11 protein-coding genes are annotated in these 17,723 nt (G+C 57.8%); 7 read left to right on the plus strand and 4 right to left on the minus strand.

The window, feature by feature from the left end:
- Positions 1 to 3 precede the first annotated feature (3 nt).
- Both WJU22_RS16730 and WJU22_RS16735 read right to left on the minus strand, forming a co-directional pair.
- Positions 4 to 1,272, minus strand: coding sequence for a PQQ-dependent sugar dehydrogenase (locus WJU22_RS16730; RefSeq protein WP_341839321.1), 1,269 nt, complete (start codon positions 1,270 to 1,272; stop codon positions 4 to 6).
- 108 nt (positions 1,273 to 1,380) lie between these two features.
- Entirely contained in the window at positions 1,381 to 2,778 is a 1,398-nt protein-coding gene (locus WJU22_RS16735) for an MFS transporter (protein ID WP_341839322.1), read from the minus strand.
- Between the two features lie 76 nt (positions 2,779 to 2,854).
- Between WJU22_RS16735 and WJU22_RS16740 the strand changes: the two genes are divergently transcribed.
- A complete protein-coding gene (locus tag WJU22_RS16740; RefSeq protein WP_341839323.1) occupies positions 2,855 to 3,268 on the plus strand; it encodes a helix-turn-helix domain-containing protein in 414 nt (137 codons plus the stop codon).
- On the opposite strand, the gene WJU22_RS16745 is transcribed toward WJU22_RS16740, so the two are convergent.
- Positions 3,233 to 3,835 carry an RNA polymerase sigma-70 factor gene (locus WJU22_RS16745; RefSeq protein ID WP_341839324.1) on the minus strand — a complete coding sequence of 201 codons (603 nt, stop codon included), beginning with the start codon at positions 3,833 to 3,835 and terminating at the stop codon, positions 3,233 to 3,235. The two genes, WJU22_RS16740 and WJU22_RS16745, sit on opposite strands and share 36 nt — an antisense overlap.
- Before the next feature lie 156 nt (positions 3,836 to 3,991).
- Here WJU22_RS16745 and WJU22_RS16750 point away from each other — a divergent pair, with 156 nt between their 5' ends.
- From WJU22_RS16750 to WJU22_RS16775, 6 genes are all read left to right on the plus strand, one after another.
- Positions 3,992 to 4,534, plus strand: a complete 543-nt coding sequence (locus WJU22_RS16750) for a hypothetical protein (RefSeq protein WP_341839325.1) — start codon at positions 3,992 to 3,994, stop codon at positions 4,532 to 4,534.
- A 61-nt stretch (positions 4,535 to 4,595) separates the two neighbouring features.
- Entirely contained in the window at positions 4,596 to 7,064 is a 2,469-nt protein-coding gene (locus WJU22_RS16755) for a zinc-dependent metalloprotease (RefSeq protein WP_341839326.1), read from the plus strand.
- Positions 7,065 to 7,067: 3 nt separating this feature from the next.
- Positions 7,068 to 8,309 carry a FecR family protein gene (locus tag WJU22_RS16760; RefSeq protein ID WP_341839327.1) on the plus strand — a complete coding sequence of 414 codons (1,242 nt, stop codon included), beginning with the start codon at positions 7,068 to 7,070 and terminating at the stop codon, positions 8,307 to 8,309.
- A 50-nt stretch (positions 8,310 to 8,359) separates the two neighbouring features.
- On the plus strand, positions 8,360 to 11,725 hold the full coding sequence (locus WJU22_RS16765) for a SusC/RagA family TonB-linked outer membrane protein (protein ID WP_341839328.1): 3,366 nt from the start codon (positions 8,360 to 8,362) through the stop codon (positions 11,723 to 11,725).
- A 12-nt stretch (positions 11,726 to 11,737) separates the two neighbouring features.
- On the plus strand, positions 11,738 to 13,270 hold the full coding sequence (locus WJU22_RS16770) for a RagB/SusD family nutrient uptake outer membrane protein (protein ID WP_341839329.1): 1,533 nt from the start codon (positions 11,738 to 11,740) through the stop codon (positions 13,268 to 13,270).
- A 77-nt stretch (positions 13,271 to 13,347) separates the two neighbouring features.
- The gene (locus WJU22_RS16775) at positions 13,348 to 14,118 is read left to right on the plus strand and encodes a sterol desaturase family protein (protein WP_341839330.1); all 771 of its coding nucleotides are present in this window, start codon (positions 13,348 to 13,350) and stop codon (positions 14,116 to 14,118) included.
- 189 nt (positions 14,119 to 14,307) lie between these two features.
- On the opposite strand, the gene WJU22_RS16780 is transcribed toward WJU22_RS16775, so the two are convergent.
- Complete coding sequence (locus tag WJU22_RS16780) at positions 14,308 to 17,712, minus strand: PVC-type heme-binding CxxCH protein (RefSeq protein ID WP_341839331.1); 3,405 nt, start codon at positions 17,710 to 17,712, stop codon at positions 14,308 to 14,310.
- Between the last annotated feature and the right edge of the window lie 11 nt (positions 17,713 to 17,723).

Here is a 17,723-nt window from a genome sequence, read left to right on the forward strand (position 1 = left end):
TCATTATTTCTTCGCGATGCGGTACAGCCGTCCCTGGTCGGTTACGGCATACAGCGCGCCATCGTTCCCTTGCGTGATATCGCGGAAACGCTGGCCTTCCCCTGCGAGGATGCGCTCTTCGCCCACCACTTTATTGTTCTCGATAACAATCCGCGCGATATGCGTGCTGCTGAGGCCGCCGATGAACAGGTTGTTCTGCCATTCGGGAATGTCGGAGCCTTTATAGAACGTCATGCCGCTGGGAGAGAGCACGGGGTCCCAATAGTAAATGGGTTGCTCCAGGCCCTGCTTCTGCTGGATACTGTCTCCGATCTTTTTGCCGCTGTATTCGAGGCCGTACGTGATGGTAGGCCATCCGTAGTTTTTGCCGGCTTCCACGCGGTTCAGCTCGTCGCCGCCACGGGGCCCGAACTCGGTTTCCCAAAGATCGCCGGTAACGGGGTGGAACGCGAGTCCCTGTACATTTCGATGGCCGTAAGAATACAATTCGGGACGGGCGTTGCTGTTGCCGGCGAAAGGATTGCCTGCTGCGGGCTGTCCGTCTTTCGTGATGCGGACGATCTTGCCCAGGCCGGATTTGAGGTCCTGCGCCTGCGGGCGCGTGGCCAGGTCGGAGCGTTCGCCGGTGCTCACGAGGAGATTGCCGTCTTTGTCGATAAGGATGCGGCCGCCGTAGTGGAGCGTGCCGTCGTATTCAGGCGTGGCGCGGTAAATAACGGTGGCGCCTTCTATCTTCTTTTCGTCGGCCGACAGTTTGCCTTTGGCTACTGCGGTGAGCGTGCCGCCGGGGCGCTGTTCGGAAAATACCCAGTACACCATGCGGTTGCTGGCGAAGTCGGGGTCTACGCGGAGGCCGAGCAGGCCGCCCTGTCCGTTGGAATTCACGGCCGGGATGCCGGTGATGGCGTCGCTGAGTTTCCCGTCTGCGGATGCGATGCGCATGGTACCGGTTTTTTCGGTGATGAGCAGGCGCCCGTCGGGCAGGGAAGTGATGCCCCAGGGTTTGCTGAGGCCTTCGGCCAGCACTTTGCCTTCGTAGGGCGATTGGGTTTTTACACCGCCGATCCGTGTCTGGCCTTCGAATGCGGGTTTATAATCGGTGTTGGCGGCCGTGGTTTCCACGGGCGGCATTTTTGTGGTGTCTGACGAGCCAGGTTGCGCGGTGCTGTCCTGGTTCGTGTTCCCGGAAGTGCCCTGGCCGCAGGATGCGATCACCACGGCTCCGCCTACGCAAAGCGCGCGCAGGAAAAGGGGAGTCGGATAGATATTCATATTTGAATGATTTGCTTGGAAAATCGGTGCTTAAATATAACATAAGTTGTCAAGAATACACGCAATTCTCCTGCCGTTCATGTATCTCCGTTCCGGGAACGCCGATTTTCAATGCCAGGAATTCACGGGTTGGGCGTCCCCGTCCGGCAACAGGTACAAACAACAACCGGTCAGCAACAGCAGCAGGATATTGAGCCCCATGGCCGGCAGATACGCCTGCGTATAACCATGCCCCGCCTGCAGCAGGCTGAAGAAAACCCCGCCGCAAATGCTCACCCCCAGCGCCACGGCAACCTGCTGGATGGTGCTGTACGTCCCCGAAGCCGCGCCCGACAGCTCCGCCGGAATGCTCTTCATGGCCATGGTGAGCATCGACGGCAATACCGTTCCGCAACCCATCCCGTATAGGAACAACACGGGCAGCAAGGCGGTGTTCCCCTGTCTTTCGCCTGCGAACAGGTACATATGCATCAGCAGCGTTGCGATCATGAGCAAAACGCCCGCCAGCAGTACCTTTTTACCATATTTCCCCAATAGCCGCATGGCGATCATGGAAGCCAGCACATACCCGACGCCCTGGGCCACAAACAGCAGTCCGGTTGCCGTGGCGCCCAATCCCCGGCCGGTTTGCAGCAAAACGGAGTGGATAAGGAAATACGAGTCCTGTACCATAAAATAACACAGCGTAGCGCACAGCGCGATCCGGAAATCGGGGATGGCGAACAGGCGCAATTGCATGAGCGGCTCCGATTTCCTGCGCTGGAGCCAGATAAACGCGGCCAGGATGGGGGCAGAAGCGCCCAGCATCCCGATGCACCACAGCGGCCAGCCGAGCTCCCGGCCCTGGATGAGTGGGAACACGAGGCACATCAGGCCCGCCGTAAGCAGGGCTACGCCCGCCACGTCGAAGCGGGCGCGGGGCGCGAGGGGCGTTTCCGGGAGTTTGCGCCAGGCCAGCGCCGCGGCCAGCAGTCCGATGGGGAGATTGATCAGGAAGATGAGCCGCCATCCCGCCACGGCGGTATCCAGGTCCGGGATGATCCCGCCCAGGAACTGCCCGATCACCGAAGCCGCTCCCGCGATGGTCCCGTAAATCCCCAGTGCGCGGATGCGCTCCTGGTGCCCGGGGTACAGCACATGCACGAGCGCGATACTCTGCGGCACGAGCAGCGCCGCGCCCACGCCCTGCACAAACCGCGCGATGTTGAGCTGCAACGGCGTGCCCGCGACCCCGCAAAAGCAGGACGCCAGCGTGAACAGGAGCATCGACCATACGAAGATGCGCTTCTTGCCGAACCGGTCGCCCAACCGCCCGCCCACAATGAGGAACGACGCGTATCCCAGCAAATACATGGCGATGACGAGCTGCATGTCTGCATCGCTGCCGTTCAGTCCGGCGCGGATAGACGGCAGCGCCACGTTCACGATGAAAATATCGATTACGGCCAGGAAGATGGCCGAGGAAATGATGGCGAGCCTTAATCCGTCTGATGTCTGTCTTTTCATTATTCGTTACCTTTAAACCGCCAAATTTCAGGCAGCTGCAGCCCGCAGACAAGTAGTTCAACGAAAGATACCGGGTATGAAAAAAGATACTAATGAGGAAAATAGCGCCTTTGCGGTGAATGCCGCATCCGCGCAATTGCTCGAAAATAACTGTTCCATGACACTGGCCATGCAGGTGATCGGTGGAAAATGGAAATTACTGCTGCTGAACGCCATCCGGAAAGAGTGCCCCATGCGGTTCGGGGAATTGCGCAAAAAGATGATCGACATCACCCATGCCACGCTCACCGCACAATTGCGCGAACTGGAGGCCGACGGGGTCATTGAAAGGAAAGTATATGCCGTATCGCCCCCGAAAGTGGAATATAAACTGACGGCGCTGGGCAAACAGCTCATTCCCGTGATGCAGGCGCTGTGCGATTGGGGAGACGCTTACCGCCAGCGCGATAGCGGGTTAGCGGAGGGCAGGGAACAGGGAGCCGCCGAATAGGATGAACAGCACCAGTTGGCGGTCGCTGAATCGGAGCCGCAATTGCGCGAGGGCTTTCGCCTTGTGCTCTTTCACCGTAAACACCGAAATGCCCAGTTCCCGGGCGATTTCTTCGAAACTCATCCCTTCCAGGAAAACCATATTGAACACCTGCCTGCGTTTTTCGGGTAGCAGCGAGATTTCTTTGTAAACAGACTGCATCAGCTCGGTGCGGATCATTTCCTGCAAAACCGGCGCGTCGGCCGCGGAGGCGTCCAGGTATTTTACTTCTTCCCTGAAATTTTCCTTCACCTTTTCATGCCGTAACAGATTCAGACAGGCGTTACGGGTGGCGGTATATAAAAAACTTTTGATGCTTTTGGGATGCTGGAACCCTGCGCGCCCGTCCCACAGTTTCACGAAGCTGTCTTTCACCGCGTCTTCCGCCGCCGCTGTATTCCCCGTCAGTTGCTCCGCGAAATAGCACAACGGCTTGTAATGCTCCCGGAAGAAGGCATTGAAAGCAGAAGAATCACCTTGCTGGAACGCGGGAATCAGCTCCTCCCACGGGTCCGCGTGCGCTGACATAAGACTTTGGTTTAATGTGGAATGCAAAAAGGCAAGCGGGCTAAAGTAGGCAATTCGCCGGAATCCGGCAAGCGCGGGCCGCGGGAAAATATTTTTTCAATCCGGCTAGTTCGATGGTGAAAGTTGCGTGTTCTAGCTCCAGTAACGCTTGAACTTATGATAAAATTCAACTTCAAACATCTGTCAACGGCCTGCCTGCTGCTGGCTGGCGTGGCGGCGGGATGCTCGGGAGGGGCTGGCCTGCCGAAGTCGCGCAACAAACTGCCGGAACCTGATTTCCCCGGCGGACAAAAGCAGGAATGCAGTTTTGCGTCGGGAAATCCCGCTTTCGCTTCCGGATTTGCGGAGGGAATGGTAGATTTGTCGATCGATGGGACGGGCGCCTCGTGGCTGACCGTTCCACTTCCGGATGCATCCTATGATTCTCTCGCATTCAGTCTCGCGGAAACCTACCGGCCCATTGCCGGCCCAATGATCAACCAGTGGGCGGGCAGTAACGATAACGGGATCGTGCTCGACCTGCGCGCCGGCGATCAAGCCACGCAGCGGGCCGATTTCAGCGTGAAGACACCCGTTCGCAGCATCTCCGTGGTGCTGCTGTGGGACCGTTCTTCCGCCTTCCGGGCTTCCGCTTACCTGCGCACCCTGCAAACCGTTCCGGGCATCAAAGCCGTTTCCGGCGCCGCATGCTTCCAGTAACAGGACCGTCCTGCGTTATGCTTCCCCCATTCATATTTATCAAACAACCGAAAACATCGCGATGAAACGCTACGTTTATATTTCCCTTGCCACCGTACTGGCTTCCTGCGCAGTATTCAAAGGCGGCAAAAAGGCAAAACAGAAGAAAGCCGCCGCCACCGCAGCGGCTGCGGCAAAGCCGGTTCCGCCGGCCAACAAGAACGGCGTCAAGCCCTATGCTACCGTCATCTCAAAAAACCTCACCGTCAATAAAGGCCTGTTCACCGTTATCCATTCGAAGGAAATGGACAGCGTTTTCTTCGAGATCGGAGACAGTATCCTGGGCCGAGACATCCTCGTGATCAACCGGCTCACCGGCGCGCCCGGAAGCATGAACGTGCATGCGGGCGAGGAGCTGGACAACAGCGCCATCTATTTCGAAAAAGGCCCGAACGAAACGATCCGTATGCGGGTGAACATGGTGTACAGCCACGCCGATTCTGCAGACCAGATCAGCCGCGCGGTAAACAGCTCGAACGTGAATGCCGTGCTGGCCTCTTTTCCCATCAAAGCCTATGGCAAGGATTCCGCCAGTTACGTGATCGAGATGAGCCGCTACCTCAAGGAAGCCGGCAGCATTATCCACAGCCTCGACCGTGGCCAGCTCACGGCCGCGCTCGATGCCAAGACCCTCAAGGAACATGAGATCCGCAGCATCCGCGCATACCCGCTGAACGTGGAGATCGCTTCCTCCAAAAACGGCACCTTTAAAGCCAATCCGCTCGAAAAGAACGCCGCGCCCATCACCCTCGAAACCAACACCTCTTTCGTGCTCCTGCCCGCAAAGCCCATGCAGCGCCGGCACTTCGACGAGCGCGTGGGCTACTTTACGGACTGGGTCATGGAATACAGCGACGACCAGCAGAAAACCAAACAGCGCCAGTTCCTCAACCGCTGGCGCCTGGAGCCCAAACCGGAAGACATGGAGAAGTACAAACGCGGCGAACTGGTGGAGCCCGCCAACCCGATCGTACTCTACATCGACCCCGCTACGCCGAAGCAATGGCGCAAATACCTCATCCTCGGTGTGAACGACTGGCAGCCGGCTTTCGAGAAAGCAGGTTTCAAGAACGCTATCATGGCGAAAGAATGGCCGGAAAATGATTCCATGCACATGGAAGACGCGCGATATTCTTTCATCAACTATTTCCCTTCGCCCGTTGCCAACGCATACGGCCCGAATACCCACGACCCCCGCAGCGGCGAGATCATCCAGACACACATCGGCTGGTACCATAACGTGATGCAGCTGCTCCGCAACTGGTACATGGTGCAGGCCGCGCCCAACGATCCCGGCGGCCGCAAAGCCAAATTCGACACCGAGCTCATGGGGCAGCTGATCCGCTTCGTGTCCAGCCACGAAGTTGGCCACACACTCGGCCTGCGCCACAATTTCGGGAGCAGCGCCATGACGCCTACAGACAGCCTCCGCAGCAAAACATACCTCGCCCGGCACGGCCATACCGCCAGTATCATGGACTACGCGCGCTTCAATTACGTGGCGCAGCCGGAAGACAATATCCCGCGCGAACTGCTTTTTCCCCGCATCGGCGAATACGACCAATGGGCCATTGAATGGGGATACAAATACACCGGCGCCGCCACTGCCGCAGCCGATGAAAAGATCATGGGCAAACTGGCCACGGAACGCCTGGCGGCCAATCCCCGCCTGTGGTTCGGCGATGGCGAGACCCGCAAAAGCGATCCCCGCTGCCAGACGGAAGACCTGGGCGACGATGTGGCTAAAGCCAATGCCCTCGGTATCAAAAACCTCAAGCGCGTTATCGCCGGCTTGCCACAGTGGACGGCCACAGATGGCGGGCTGAACGAAGAACTGACCGAGATGTACCAAACCGTGAAGGGCCAGTATGGCCGGTATGTGGGCCATGTGATCCGGTTTATCGGCACCACGCAGTACACCGTCCGCAACGACGGCGATCTGCGCCCCGCCCATGAGCCCGTTCCGCGCGAAAAGCAGCTGGCTGCCATCCGGTTTTTCGAAGACGAACTGTTCAACACCCCGCAGTGGCTCATGGACCCGAAAGTCTACAACATTGCGCAGGAAGCGGCCGTGAAGGATTTTGTGAGCGATTTGCAGGAAAAGGCATTGAATTCCATGTTCGACGTGCAGCGCCTCAATTTCATGATCAGCAACGAAGACCGTTTCGGCAGCAGCAAAACGCTGGGCATTCACGAATACATCGGCCGGGTCCGCACCGCCATCTGGAAACCGCTGACCGGCGGGCAGATGAAAGCAGACCTTTACCAGCGCAATATGCAGCGCACTTACCTTGGCGCGCTCATGGCGGTGATGCAATCGCCCGACCCGTCTGCCTCCGAATCCGAAGCCGCAGGCATCGCGATGGCGGAAATCATGAAGGTGAAAGGCATCGTCAAAACCGCGATGGACCGCACCACCGATCCCGCCACCAAACTGCATCTGGAAGCCATGTACCGCAAGATCAAACAGCTGGAAGAAAAGAAAAGCTAAATCATGAACACCCGATCCAATCCCGGCAACGAACATACCGACCTCGAAACGGCAACTCGCATTGCCGGCCTGATGCACCGCAAACTACAGGGCACGCTGGACGCTGATGGCGAAACCGCCCTCGAATCCTGGCTCCGCATGCAGCCGGAAAGCCAAAGGAGCGCTTACACGGAGATGCAGGAAATGCCAGTAATAGAATCGGCGATGCAGGCCTTTCACCGGTACGACGAATCTGCCGCGCTGGACGACGTTTGGCTGCGCATCGGCGAAAAGGAATGGCAGCAGAAAGGAAAAGTGCGGCGGCTGTGGCTGCGTGCCGTAGCTGCGGCAGCGGTTGTATTGGTGGCTGGATCGGCGGCATTGTACATATTTTCTCATAAGCATAGACAGACCCCGGGAACCTCAGTGGCAGCGCGTTACAAAAGTGACGCGTTGCCCGGGGGCAACCGCGCGGTGCTGGAACTGGCAGACGGCAGCCTCATCGGGCTCGACAGCGCCGGCAGTGGCACGCTCGCCATGCAGGGCAATTCGAGGATCGTAAAAGCGGAAGACGGGGTAGTGGCGTACGACGACCATGCGGCGCAGGATGCGGCCGTGCAATCCTGGAACCGCGTCTCCACGCCGCGCGGCGGGCAATACCAGATTGCGCTGCCCGACGGGTCTAAAGTGTGGCTGAACGCCGCATCGTCCCTACGGTTTCCGGTGGCGTTCAAAGGTGGCGAGCGGCTCGTGGAATTGAGCGGCGAAGCGTACTTCGACATCGCGGCCGATGCCGCAAGGCCTTTCCGTGTAGCCGTGACGGCGCCAGGAAAAGGGCCCATGACGGTAGACGTGCTCGGAACGCAGTTCAACATCCAGGCATATGGGGATGAGCCCCTGCGCACGGCCACGCTCGTAAGCGGCAAAGTGCGCGTGAGTAACGGCGGAAGCGCCGAAGTGCTCGCGCCGGGCCAGCAGGCGGTGCTGAAAGGATCGCACCGGCTCACGGTGCAGGAAGCCGACATCGACGCGGCCACGGCCTGGAAGAACGGCCTCATCAGCCTCGAGAACGCATCCATCGAAGAAATCATGCGGCAGGTGGAAAGGTGGTATGATGTAGACGTGGTATACGAAGGAGAAGTAAACCAGCAGTTCCTCGGCAAAATCCCCCGCAGCATGAAACTCTCCGACATCCTCAAAGTGCTCGAAAGCACCGGATGGGTACATTTTGAAGTAAACGGGCGCACGGTTACCGTAAAACCGTGAACAAGCATACAATCAGACAAATAACCAGGAATCTAAATTGCTTATCAGGCATGAACGACATTACAATATTCAAACTATTTATCCCCCGCCGGCTACAGGCGCCCGCAACCAGGCGCCTGTTCATGCTACTGCTGGCCCTGCTGGCGGCACTGCCGCTGCGCGCGCAGACGGTAAACCTCTCCGTGAGGAAAGCGCCCATCGAAAAAGTCTGCAAGGAAATCGAAAAGCAGACGGGATTTTATTTCGTGTACGCAAAAGATCTGAAGGAAAAGGAATTCCCCGTGAGCCTGGACCTCAAAAACGAAAAGGTGGAAACCGCCATTGCGAAAGTATTTGAAGGCTCGCCGTTCCGGTATGAAGTCATCGATAAAGTGGTGTCTGTGAACACGGCCGCCCGCGTCCGGCCGCAGGCCCCGCCGTCTCAGCCGGTGGAAGATACCATGCACATCAAGGGCATGGTGTTCGGCAACGGCACGCCGTTGCCGGGCGCTTCCGTGATGTCGGTCAAAACCCGCAAAATGGTGCTGAGCGACGCGCAGGGCTGGTATGAACTGAAAGGGGTTGTGAAAGGAGAGGAGATCGTGATCACCTATATCGGTTACGAGAAATTCCGGAAAGTATTGACAGACGACCGGATGGTGAGTGGCTTCCTCAAACCCGCTGCCAACAACCTCGACAACGTGGTCGTAAAAGCGTATGGCACTACTACCAAGCGCTTCAATCCCGGCAACATCGTTTCCGTTTCCGGGAAGGAAATTGAGAATCTCCCGGTCCAGAACCCGCTGCTGGCGCTGGAAGGCCGTGTGCCGGGGCTTTCCATCACCCGGTTGAGCGCCGACCCGTCCGCCCCCATCAAGATCGAAATCCGTGGCCGTAAATCCATCAACCCGAACATTCCTTCCGATCCGCTCATTATCATCGATAAAGTACCGATGTCTGTACTGAATCTGAAGACAACCCCGGGCGAACGCCTGTTCAGCAGCAACATGATGTCGCTGGGGATCGAACAATCCGGCGTATCTGGCGGCATGAGCCCGTTTTTCGGCATCAACCCGCGCGACATCGAATCCATCGAAGTGCTGAAAGATGCCGACGCTACGGCCATTTATGGAAGCAGGGGCGCCAACGGCGTGATCATCATCACCACCCGGAAAGGGAAAACGGGCTCACCGCGCGTTTCTGTTTCGCTGAACACGGGTTTCAACAACGCCATCCGTTTCCCCAAAATGCTCAATACGCAGGATTATCTGAAGCTGAGAAGGGAAGCTTTCGCCAATGACGGCATCGTGCCCACCGCTACGCCGGGGCGTGGCTTCGCGCCCGACCTCATGGTTTGGGACACCACGAAATACACCAACTGGTACGAAGTGCTCTACGGAAAAACCGGGAGAAATACGTCTGCCAACATCGGCGTGTCCGGCGGCAGCGGCAATACCACTTACCGGCTTTCCGCAGGGTACAGCAATTCGAAGTCGATCGAGCAGATATCCGGCGGGTCAAAAACCATATCGCTGGCGTTCGCAATGGGCATAAAAAGCCTGAACCAGAAATTTTCGATCGATTTCACGGGTATGTACAACAACGGCAGCAACGACGCCAGCAGGATGACGGGCAGCCTCAATCTTGCGCCCAATGCGCCAGACATCTACAAGCCGAACGGAGAATTGAATTTCGAGGCATACGCGCCGTTGCAGCAATTCCCGTTCAACGGCCTGGGGTCCTGGTCCGAATCGGAAAACAATACGGCGACAGGCTCCGTCAACATGGCCTATAACCTGGCCGACGGGCTGGAGCTGAACCTTGCGGCGGGATATAATAAAATGACGGCACTGTCGAGGAGCACAACGCCGAGGGCTTCGCAGTCGGAATATCTGATGGCCGCAACAGGGAGGATGTCTTTGGGGAACAACAGCAACACCAACGTGAACATCGATCCCAGCATCCGGTACAGCCGCGCCATCAGCCGCGGGAAGTTGACCGCTTTGGCGGGCGCCACCTACCAGGCCAACATGACCTGGTCGCAGGCAACGATGGGCTCCGACTTCGCCAGCGACGACCTGTTGGGATCCATGTCTAACGCGGGATCGCTGCGGGTATCGGAACTTAGCGGGCAATACAAGTATGCCGGGGTTTATATGTCGGCCGATTATAACTGGATGGGGAAATACATCCTGAGCCTCAGCGGGCGCCGCGATGGCAGCAGCCGCTTTGGCCCGGGGCGCCAGTTCGGGAACTTCGGGTCGGTGGCCGGCGCATGGATCGTGACGGAAGAAGCGTTTGCACAAAAGCTCCTGCCGAAATGGGTAAACCTCTTGAAATTCCGGGGCAGCCACGGCGTAGTAGGGGGCGACGGCGGTTCCGACTACCGTTTTATGACGCAGTGGAACAACCTGGGCACTACCCTGGAACCCATGTTGCCATACAACGGCGTGCTGCCGCTCAAAGCCCAGCTGCATGCGAACAACGATTATCACTGGCAGGGCATCAGAAGGTCGGAAGTGGCGGTGGAAACAGGGTTCCTGGATAACCGCGTCATGATAGACTTCGCGCTTTGGCGAGACAGGTGCAACAATCAGCTGATCGATTTCCCGGTGGGAGCGTTTACAGGATTTGGCGCCGTTTATTCCAACTCGCCGGCAGACGTCAAGAACGAGGGATATGAGCTCAATACCACTTTCCAGGTGATCCGGAAAGAACGGGTGAACTGGACGGTCCGGATAAATGCGCACCAATCGCGGAACGAACTGGTCGATTACCCCATGTTCGAGAAATCGCCCTATTACAGGACACTGCGGATCGGGGAATCCGTGAATGTCTGGTACGCATTCGAATACCTCGGTATCGACCCGGCTACCGGTTACCCGATGATCAGGGATGCAGACGGAGACGGTAAAGTCGGGGAGAATTTTGATGTGCCGATGTGGCAGGGCGATCGCGTCGCGCCGGTGCTCGTGCAGCCGTTGGTCGACCTGGGCATGTTTTCCAGCCTGACCCTCGGCCGTTTCAACCTGGCCACCAATTTCGTGTATAAGAAGAAAAATGTGTTCGATGCTTTCGGCGGCGAATTGGGAACGATGAAAAACGTTTTGCAATGGGTGTACGATAACCGCTGGACGAAGCCCGGCGATGTATCCCTGGTGCCAAAGGCCACCACGCAACCGCATCCCGGCGGCAACTATTTCACCGAATCTACCGGCCGGTACAAGAAGGTGTACGTTTTCCGCATCCCTTCCGCCGGCATCGGCTACAGCCTGCCAGACCACTGGCTGAAAAACAAGAAGATGCAACAGGTCACGCTGCGTGCAGACGCCAACAACCTCTTTATCCTGACAGACTTCAAAGGGGTAGACCCGGATTCGCCCGGGCTGACGCCGCCTGCACGCAATGTTTCTTTTGGCATTAACTGTTCATTTTAATCCTGCCGACCCATGATCCATCCAATCAAATACATTCATAAAAAATACAGCCTGAAAACCTGGCTGCTGCTGGCTTTGCTGCCCGCCGTTTCCTGCAGCAAGCTCATAGAGATCGATCCGCCCATCAATTCCATCAGCACCACGCAGGTTTTCCAGAACGATGCCAAGGCCAACGCCGCATTGGCCGCCCTTTACGGGGAAATGATCAATACGGAAACCGAGAACACGTTTGTCTTCGGCGGCCTTACCCTGTTAGGCGGGCTGCTGGCCGACGAATGTTTTCCCAGTGCCGGAACGGGTGATCTGTTGAACAGCCCGTTTTACCTCAATAAAGTGCTGCCCCGCAGCGATAGGTTGTCTGCCATCTGGAATGACGCGTACCGGTACATTTATATCGCCAATAGCCTGATCGAAGGGGTGGAAGGATCGGCGTCTCCGCATCTGTCGGATACTACGCGCCGGCAAGTCGTGGGCGAAGCCAAATTCGTCCGCGCCTGGGTGCACTTCAACCTCGCCAATCTGTTCGGGCCGGTGCCGCTGGTACTGACTACAGACGTCACGAAAACGCGCTACCTTTCCCGGGCAGGCATGCCGCAGGTGTATGCCCAGCTGGAAGCCGACCTGAAAGATGCCTGGAACCTCCTGCAGCCCGACTACCATTTCAGCGGGGGCGCCCGCATCCGCCCCAACCGCGACGCGGCCGCGGCCCTGCTCGCCAGGGTGTACCTCTACCAGGGCCGGTGGGCCGAAGCGGAAGCCGAGGCCGGCAAAGTGATCGGCAACGCAGCTTATGTGCTGGAACCGCTGACTAAAACCTTCCGTGAAACCAGCCGGGAAACCCTCTGGTCGCTCAAGCGGAACGTAGCCGGGCAGAATATCGATTACCTGATGGATGCCTTTAATTTTTCCCCTAAATACCGCTTCAGCATCATGCCGCCCGATGCGCACATGTTATGGTACGACAAGGATATGTTTGAAATGATCAGTGCGGAACTGGGGATGCTCGTTCCCATGTTTCAGCTGTCGCCCGAGCTGACGGGCGCATTCGAGCCCGACGACCGGCGCAAGACGGTCTGGATGGACTCGATCCCCCGGCCGGAAGCCGCTCCCTATAACGGGAAGACTACCTATTTCTCGGCGAAATACAATTCCACATTTACGTTGGTGGAACCGGCAGACCTCGGCCAATGCATGATCCGCCTGGCGGAAGTTTACCTGATCCGTGCAGAAGCCCGTGCGCAGCAGGGTACCAACCTTTCCGGCGCCGCCGCCGACCTGGACGCCATCCGCGAACGGGCGGGGCTGGAGCACACCACTGCTTCCTCCAAACCGGCGCTGCTGGATGCCATCCTCCGGGAAAGAAGAGTAGAGCTGTTTGCCGAATGGGGCCACCGCTGGTTCGATCTCAAGCGTGCCGGGAAAGCGGCAGATATGGCAGCCCTGTACCCGGACAAACAGCCCTGGTCGGATAGCAAATTGCTGCTGCCCATTCCCGCCGCAGAACTGGAGACCGCGCCGTCGCTATACCAGAACCCCGGCTACTGACACTGCCGCCATTCACTCACCGATACACATCAGAACCCCGGGGCCTGCGGGCCCCGGGGAATTTAAAACGATCGCTTATGACCGGTTTTTTCAAGTACGTTTTCAGTGAAGCCGTGCTCACGCTGCTGCGGTATTATTTCGTGGCAGGACTGGCTTTCCTCATTTGCTACAGGTTCCTGTCCATCAGATTATCCAACAACAAAATCCAGGAGCGGAAGGCTTCCCGGAAAGATTTTTTGCGCGAAGTGATGCATTCTTCCATATCAAGCTTCCTGCTGGCGGCAACGGCTATTTTCGCGTTTTCGGAATGGGTGCGGCCGTATACGATGATCTACATGGACATTCAGGCGTACCCGGCCTGGTGGGTGCCTGTCAGCGTGGGTTTGGCGCTCATCGTTCATGACACTTATTTCTACTGGATGCACCGCATCCTCCACCATAGGAAACTGTTCCGCTTAACCCACCTGGTCCATCATCAGTCCACGAATCCATCGCCGTGGACGGCCTATTCGTTCCACGTTCTGGAAGCCGCTGCGGAAGGGGCTGTGGTGATTGTGCTCGTGTTTACGATGCCGATGCATCCCCTCTCCGTGGCGCTTTTCGCGCTGTCGTCGCTCGTGATCAACGTTTACGGGCATCTGGGTTACGAGATCATGCCGAAGCAATTCCGGCATTCGCTGTTGTTTGAAGTGCTGAATACGTCCACCTACCACAACCTGCACCACTCGAAGTTCAAGGGGAATTACGGGCTGTACTTCCGGGTGTGGGACCGTCTTTGCGGCACGGAGCACCCGGATTATGTAAAGATGTACGACCGCATCCAGGAGCGGCGTTTCGGAGCAAAATAGCGGATGATTTGAGTGGTAGATAAAAAGCAGGGCGGTTTCCGGAAGGAGGCCGCCTTTTTTTTGTGGTTTGGGTTTCGGTTGAAGCAGGAAGCCCCGCGGCTGCGGGGCTTCCTGTATGAGGCACGCGTATTGTTCAGATGGTTTTCCTTTGTTGGACACGAAGCACCTGCAGTTTCTCATATTGACACATCACTCATCAGTTTTCGCGCTGGACAGGAAACTTACCAGGTCGCGGATTTCCTTTTTCGACAGCACGGTTTTCATATCGGGCATGCTGGACGGAGAATAGGTTTTTTTGACGATGTTCGCCGCTGCGATGAGCTGTTCCGGTTCGGAACCGATCTTCACTTTCAGGCCGGTCTTGCTTTCTCCCTGCAAAATCCCGGAAATCTTTTTCCCGTCTTTCAATTCCAGTATCACCATGCCGAAACCCGGTGCCAGCCGCGCGCTGGGGTTGATGAGGGCTTCGAGGATCTGTTGGCGGCTGAGCCTTCCGCCAACACCGTTCAGCCGCGGACCGGCATTGCCGCCTCGGTCGTCGTACGAATGGCATTTCATGCATTGGGCGTTTTCGTTGCGGAAGAAAATACGTTGTCCGCGGTGGGGATCGCCGCCTTCGAGACTGCCGGCATAAAGTGCCATCAGCTCATCCGGCGCGCGTTTGGCGCTGATGGATTTATAGCGTTCGGCCAGGTCTTTGGTGCCGCTGCTGTCGATGGCTTCTCCGAGTTCAAGCACCACCGCTGGTGGAAGGGAACCTGCGGCCATCTGGTCGAGGAGTTTACGGAGCGGCGCGGAAGAATGTTCGGACTGCAATTTGCCCAGGGCGAGGATGGCAGCTTGTTTTTCTTCCAGCGTTCTGGTGGCGATCACGTCGGCCAGCAGTGCCGACATAGTAGCCTGGGGGATTTTCATCCGGTCGAGCAGATCGAGGCCGGCAACGCGCACATTCTTTTCCTTGTCGGTCAAAGCGGCGCGGAGCGCGGTTTCCAGTTCGGGCGCCTGCAAGGTAACAAGAGCGTGTAGCGCCGCTATGCGCACTTCCGGCACACCGTCGGTTTTAACGGCGGTGAGCAGGGCAGGGGCGCCCGCAGCGATGTTCAGTTTCTCCAACGCCAATGCAGCACTGGTTTTTACACCGGTGTCTTTATCCTTTAAAAGCTGGATCAGTGTTTGGGTGGAAGCGGCCATCACTTTTTTACCGTCGCGCTGCTGCGGGCCTTTCGGCCAGCCGTCTACCCGGTCGAGCACGGACGGGTTGGGCCATACGCCCAGCGCCGCCACTGCTTCAGCCCGCATGGCGGCAGGCTTGGAAACGTTCGTCGCATACGCGATAAGCGTCTGCATGAGCGAATCGCTGCCGGATTGCAGGCAGGCGTTGATGGCGCGGCGGATGAGGGGTTCGTTATTGAAAGCCGTTGTTCCGAGCAGCGCGCCCAGCGCAGGCATCGCCGGGCGGATACTATTATCGTCGTTGATGGCACGGGCAGCCTCTGTCACTACGAATTCATCCGTGTCTTGCAGGAACCGCGCGATATCAGGGCTTTTCATCCTGCGGAGCGCAACCACGGCCGCAATGCGCAAAGCGCGGGACGGGTTTGTGGCGAGCGCCGCCACCGGCGCGGGATTCCCAATGCGCGCAAGCGCCAGGGCGCCGGCGTGCCGGAGATAAACGTCTTGTTCGTTGTTCGCTTCCAGCATGGCAATAATATCGGGGATGGCGGGCGCAAATTCCATACGGCCCAACGCTTCCGACGCAAAGAACCGTACGCGGCCGGAGGTGTCTTTCAACAATGGTACGATGGAAGGTGCTGCGGATTTTAACCGGATATCCCCCAGCCATTTGGCCCCAAGCGCCCGGATTTCGGGATCACGATCAAGGAGGGCGTGTACCAGCGCCGCAGCATCGTCCGGGTTTTTGCGGCCCAGCTGGCTGAGGCCCTGGATGGCATGCACACGGGCCAACTGATGGGAGGTTTGCTGCAGGGCCGCTTCCAGGACTTTTTTCCCCGCTTTACCGCGACCAACCAGCTCGAATTGCGCTTTCAACCGCACGCGGTAATCTGCATGTTGTAAATACTTGCCCAATTCTTCGGTTTTCTTATCGGCGAAGCTGGCGGCCAGGAGGGCTTTCACTTCTTTCCTGGCGGCAGCCTCCGCCGCGCCTGTACGATCGAGTTTCCAGATGCGGCCATAGTTGTGGGTATCCCATCCATCGATCCAATCAGCCACATACAACGCCCCGTCTGGCCCGAAGTCGAGACCGGTGGCCAGTATGCCGCCGAGTACCTTTTTCTGGTCGCCCAGTTCAAACCCCGCGCCCGAAGGCTTCAGCCTGAAACTATGGATACCGGAGCCGGAGGGGTTGCCCACGAACTCCGCGATGAAGAAGGTATTATTGTATTCCGGGCCCAGCGCCGTTCCCGGGTTGTACACCATGCCGGTGGGGCCGCTCACGAAATTGGCCACCGGCGGAACGATATATGCGGCCTGGCCGTCCCAGCGGGGGAGGTACATTTTTTCCTCCATCCAGACTTTATAGGAATTATTCTGCGGATCACGGTACTTGCCGTATTGCCAGTTGCTCCGCCAGCCGGCGTCTGCGCCATTCACGACATACACCAGGCGCTCTTTTTCGCCGGGATGGTCGCCGTCGTTGTCTTCGCTGATGAGGTTGCCGTATTCGTCGAACACGAATTCATGCGTATTCCGCAAACCGTGGGCGAAAATCTCGAAGTCGGTACCGTCGGGGTTCGAGCGGGCGATGACGCCGCAATTCGGGAATTCCCATTTCTTCCCGGTTTTATCCGTTCCGTTGAATCCGATATCGCCGATCTGCCAGTAAATCCTTCCATCGGGCCCCATTTCCACGCCAGACATGCCGTGGCCGCTGAACCCGATGTGCACGGCGTATCCGTGTGATAACGACGTTTTTTCGTCCGCGATCCCGTCACCGTTTTTGTCGCGCAGTTTCCAGAGGTCGGGCGCAACGGCTACGTAGAGGTCTTTGCCGTCTACGAGCACGCCGCCGGCCACGTCGGTCACTTCGTCGTGGAAATCATCGACCACGAGCTGCGACCGGTCTGCCCGACCGTCGCCATCCGTATCATCGAGCCGGTACACCAGCTCGGTTTCGATGGCCAGGTCGCGCCAGTCGTGCGAGCTGTCGCCATTCAGATCGGCGAGCCATTTGTTGCGGTGGCTGTTTTCGGGAGAAAGCTCTTCATGCAGGAATTTCCGGCGGTCTTCGACGGTGGCCAGGCTGATGGAAGGGATTTCCCATTCCCGGTGCCCGCGGATGTCGAACTCGGAATTCTTTTGCCGGTTGGTGGTAGTGTAGTAAATACTGCCGTTGTCGTCGATATCGATGGCGATGGGAGACACCACCAGCGAATCGATCCCCCAGAGCTGCATCGTCAAACCTTCCGCCAGTACCGGTTTTACCTCGGCTTCAATGGCGGTGGCGATTTTCGCGGTTTGGGCGGAATCCATTTTTTTGATCCGCAGATCGGTGACAGGTTGTCCGCAACCGGCCAGCAGTGCGGAAAAGACAAGGGCGCAGACAGGAGCCTGGCGCATAACGGGTTGTTTCATGCTAGCTAACT

The sequence above is a fragment of the Chitinophaga caseinilytica genome (assembly GCF_038396765.1).
Classification (GTDB): Bacteria; Bacteroidota; Bacteroidia; order Chitinophagales; family Chitinophagaceae; genus Chitinophaga; species Chitinophaga caseinilytica.

Bases quoted from the DNA above. Each gene is read 5' to 3' on its own strand.
- WJU22_RS16730 (WP_341839321.1), bottom strand. From the start codon at position 1,272: ATGAATATCTATCCGACTCCCCTTTTCCTGCGCGCGCTTTGCGTAGGC.
- WJU22_RS16735 (WP_341839322.1), bottom strand. From the start codon at position 2,778: ATGAAAAGACAGACATCAGACGGATTAAGGCTCGCCATCATTTCCTCG.
- WJU22_RS16740 (WP_341839323.1), top strand. From the start codon at position 2,855: ATGAAAAAAGATACTAATGAGGAAAATAGCGCCTTTGCGGTGAATGCC.
- WJU22_RS16745 (WP_341839324.1), bottom strand. From the start codon at position 3,835: ATGTCAGCGCACGCGGACCCGTGGGAGGAGCTGATTCCCGCGTTCCAG.
- WJU22_RS16750 (WP_341839325.1), top strand. From the start codon at position 3,992: ATGATAAAATTCAACTTCAAACATCTGTCAACGGCCTGCCTGCTGCTG.
- WJU22_RS16755 (WP_341839326.1), top strand. From the start codon at position 4,596: ATGAAACGCTACGTTTATATTTCCCTTGCCACCGTACTGGCTTCCTGC.
- WJU22_RS16760 (WP_341839327.1), top strand. From the start codon at position 7,068: ATGAACACCCGATCCAATCCCGGCAACGAACATACCGACCTCGAAACG.
- WJU22_RS16765 (WP_341839328.1), top strand. From the start codon at position 8,360: ATGAACGACATTACAATATTCAAACTATTTATCCCCCGCCGGCTACAG.
- WJU22_RS16770 (WP_341839329.1), top strand. From the start codon at position 11,738: ATGATCCATCCAATCAAATACATTCATAAAAAATACAGCCTGAAAACC.
- WJU22_RS16775 (WP_341839330.1), top strand. From the start codon at position 13,348: ATGACCGGTTTTTTCAAGTACGTTTTCAGTGAAGCCGTGCTCACGCTG.
- WJU22_RS16780 (WP_341839331.1), bottom strand. From the start codon at position 17,712: ATGAAACAACCCGTTATGCGCCAGGCTCCTGTCTGCGCCCTTGTCTTT.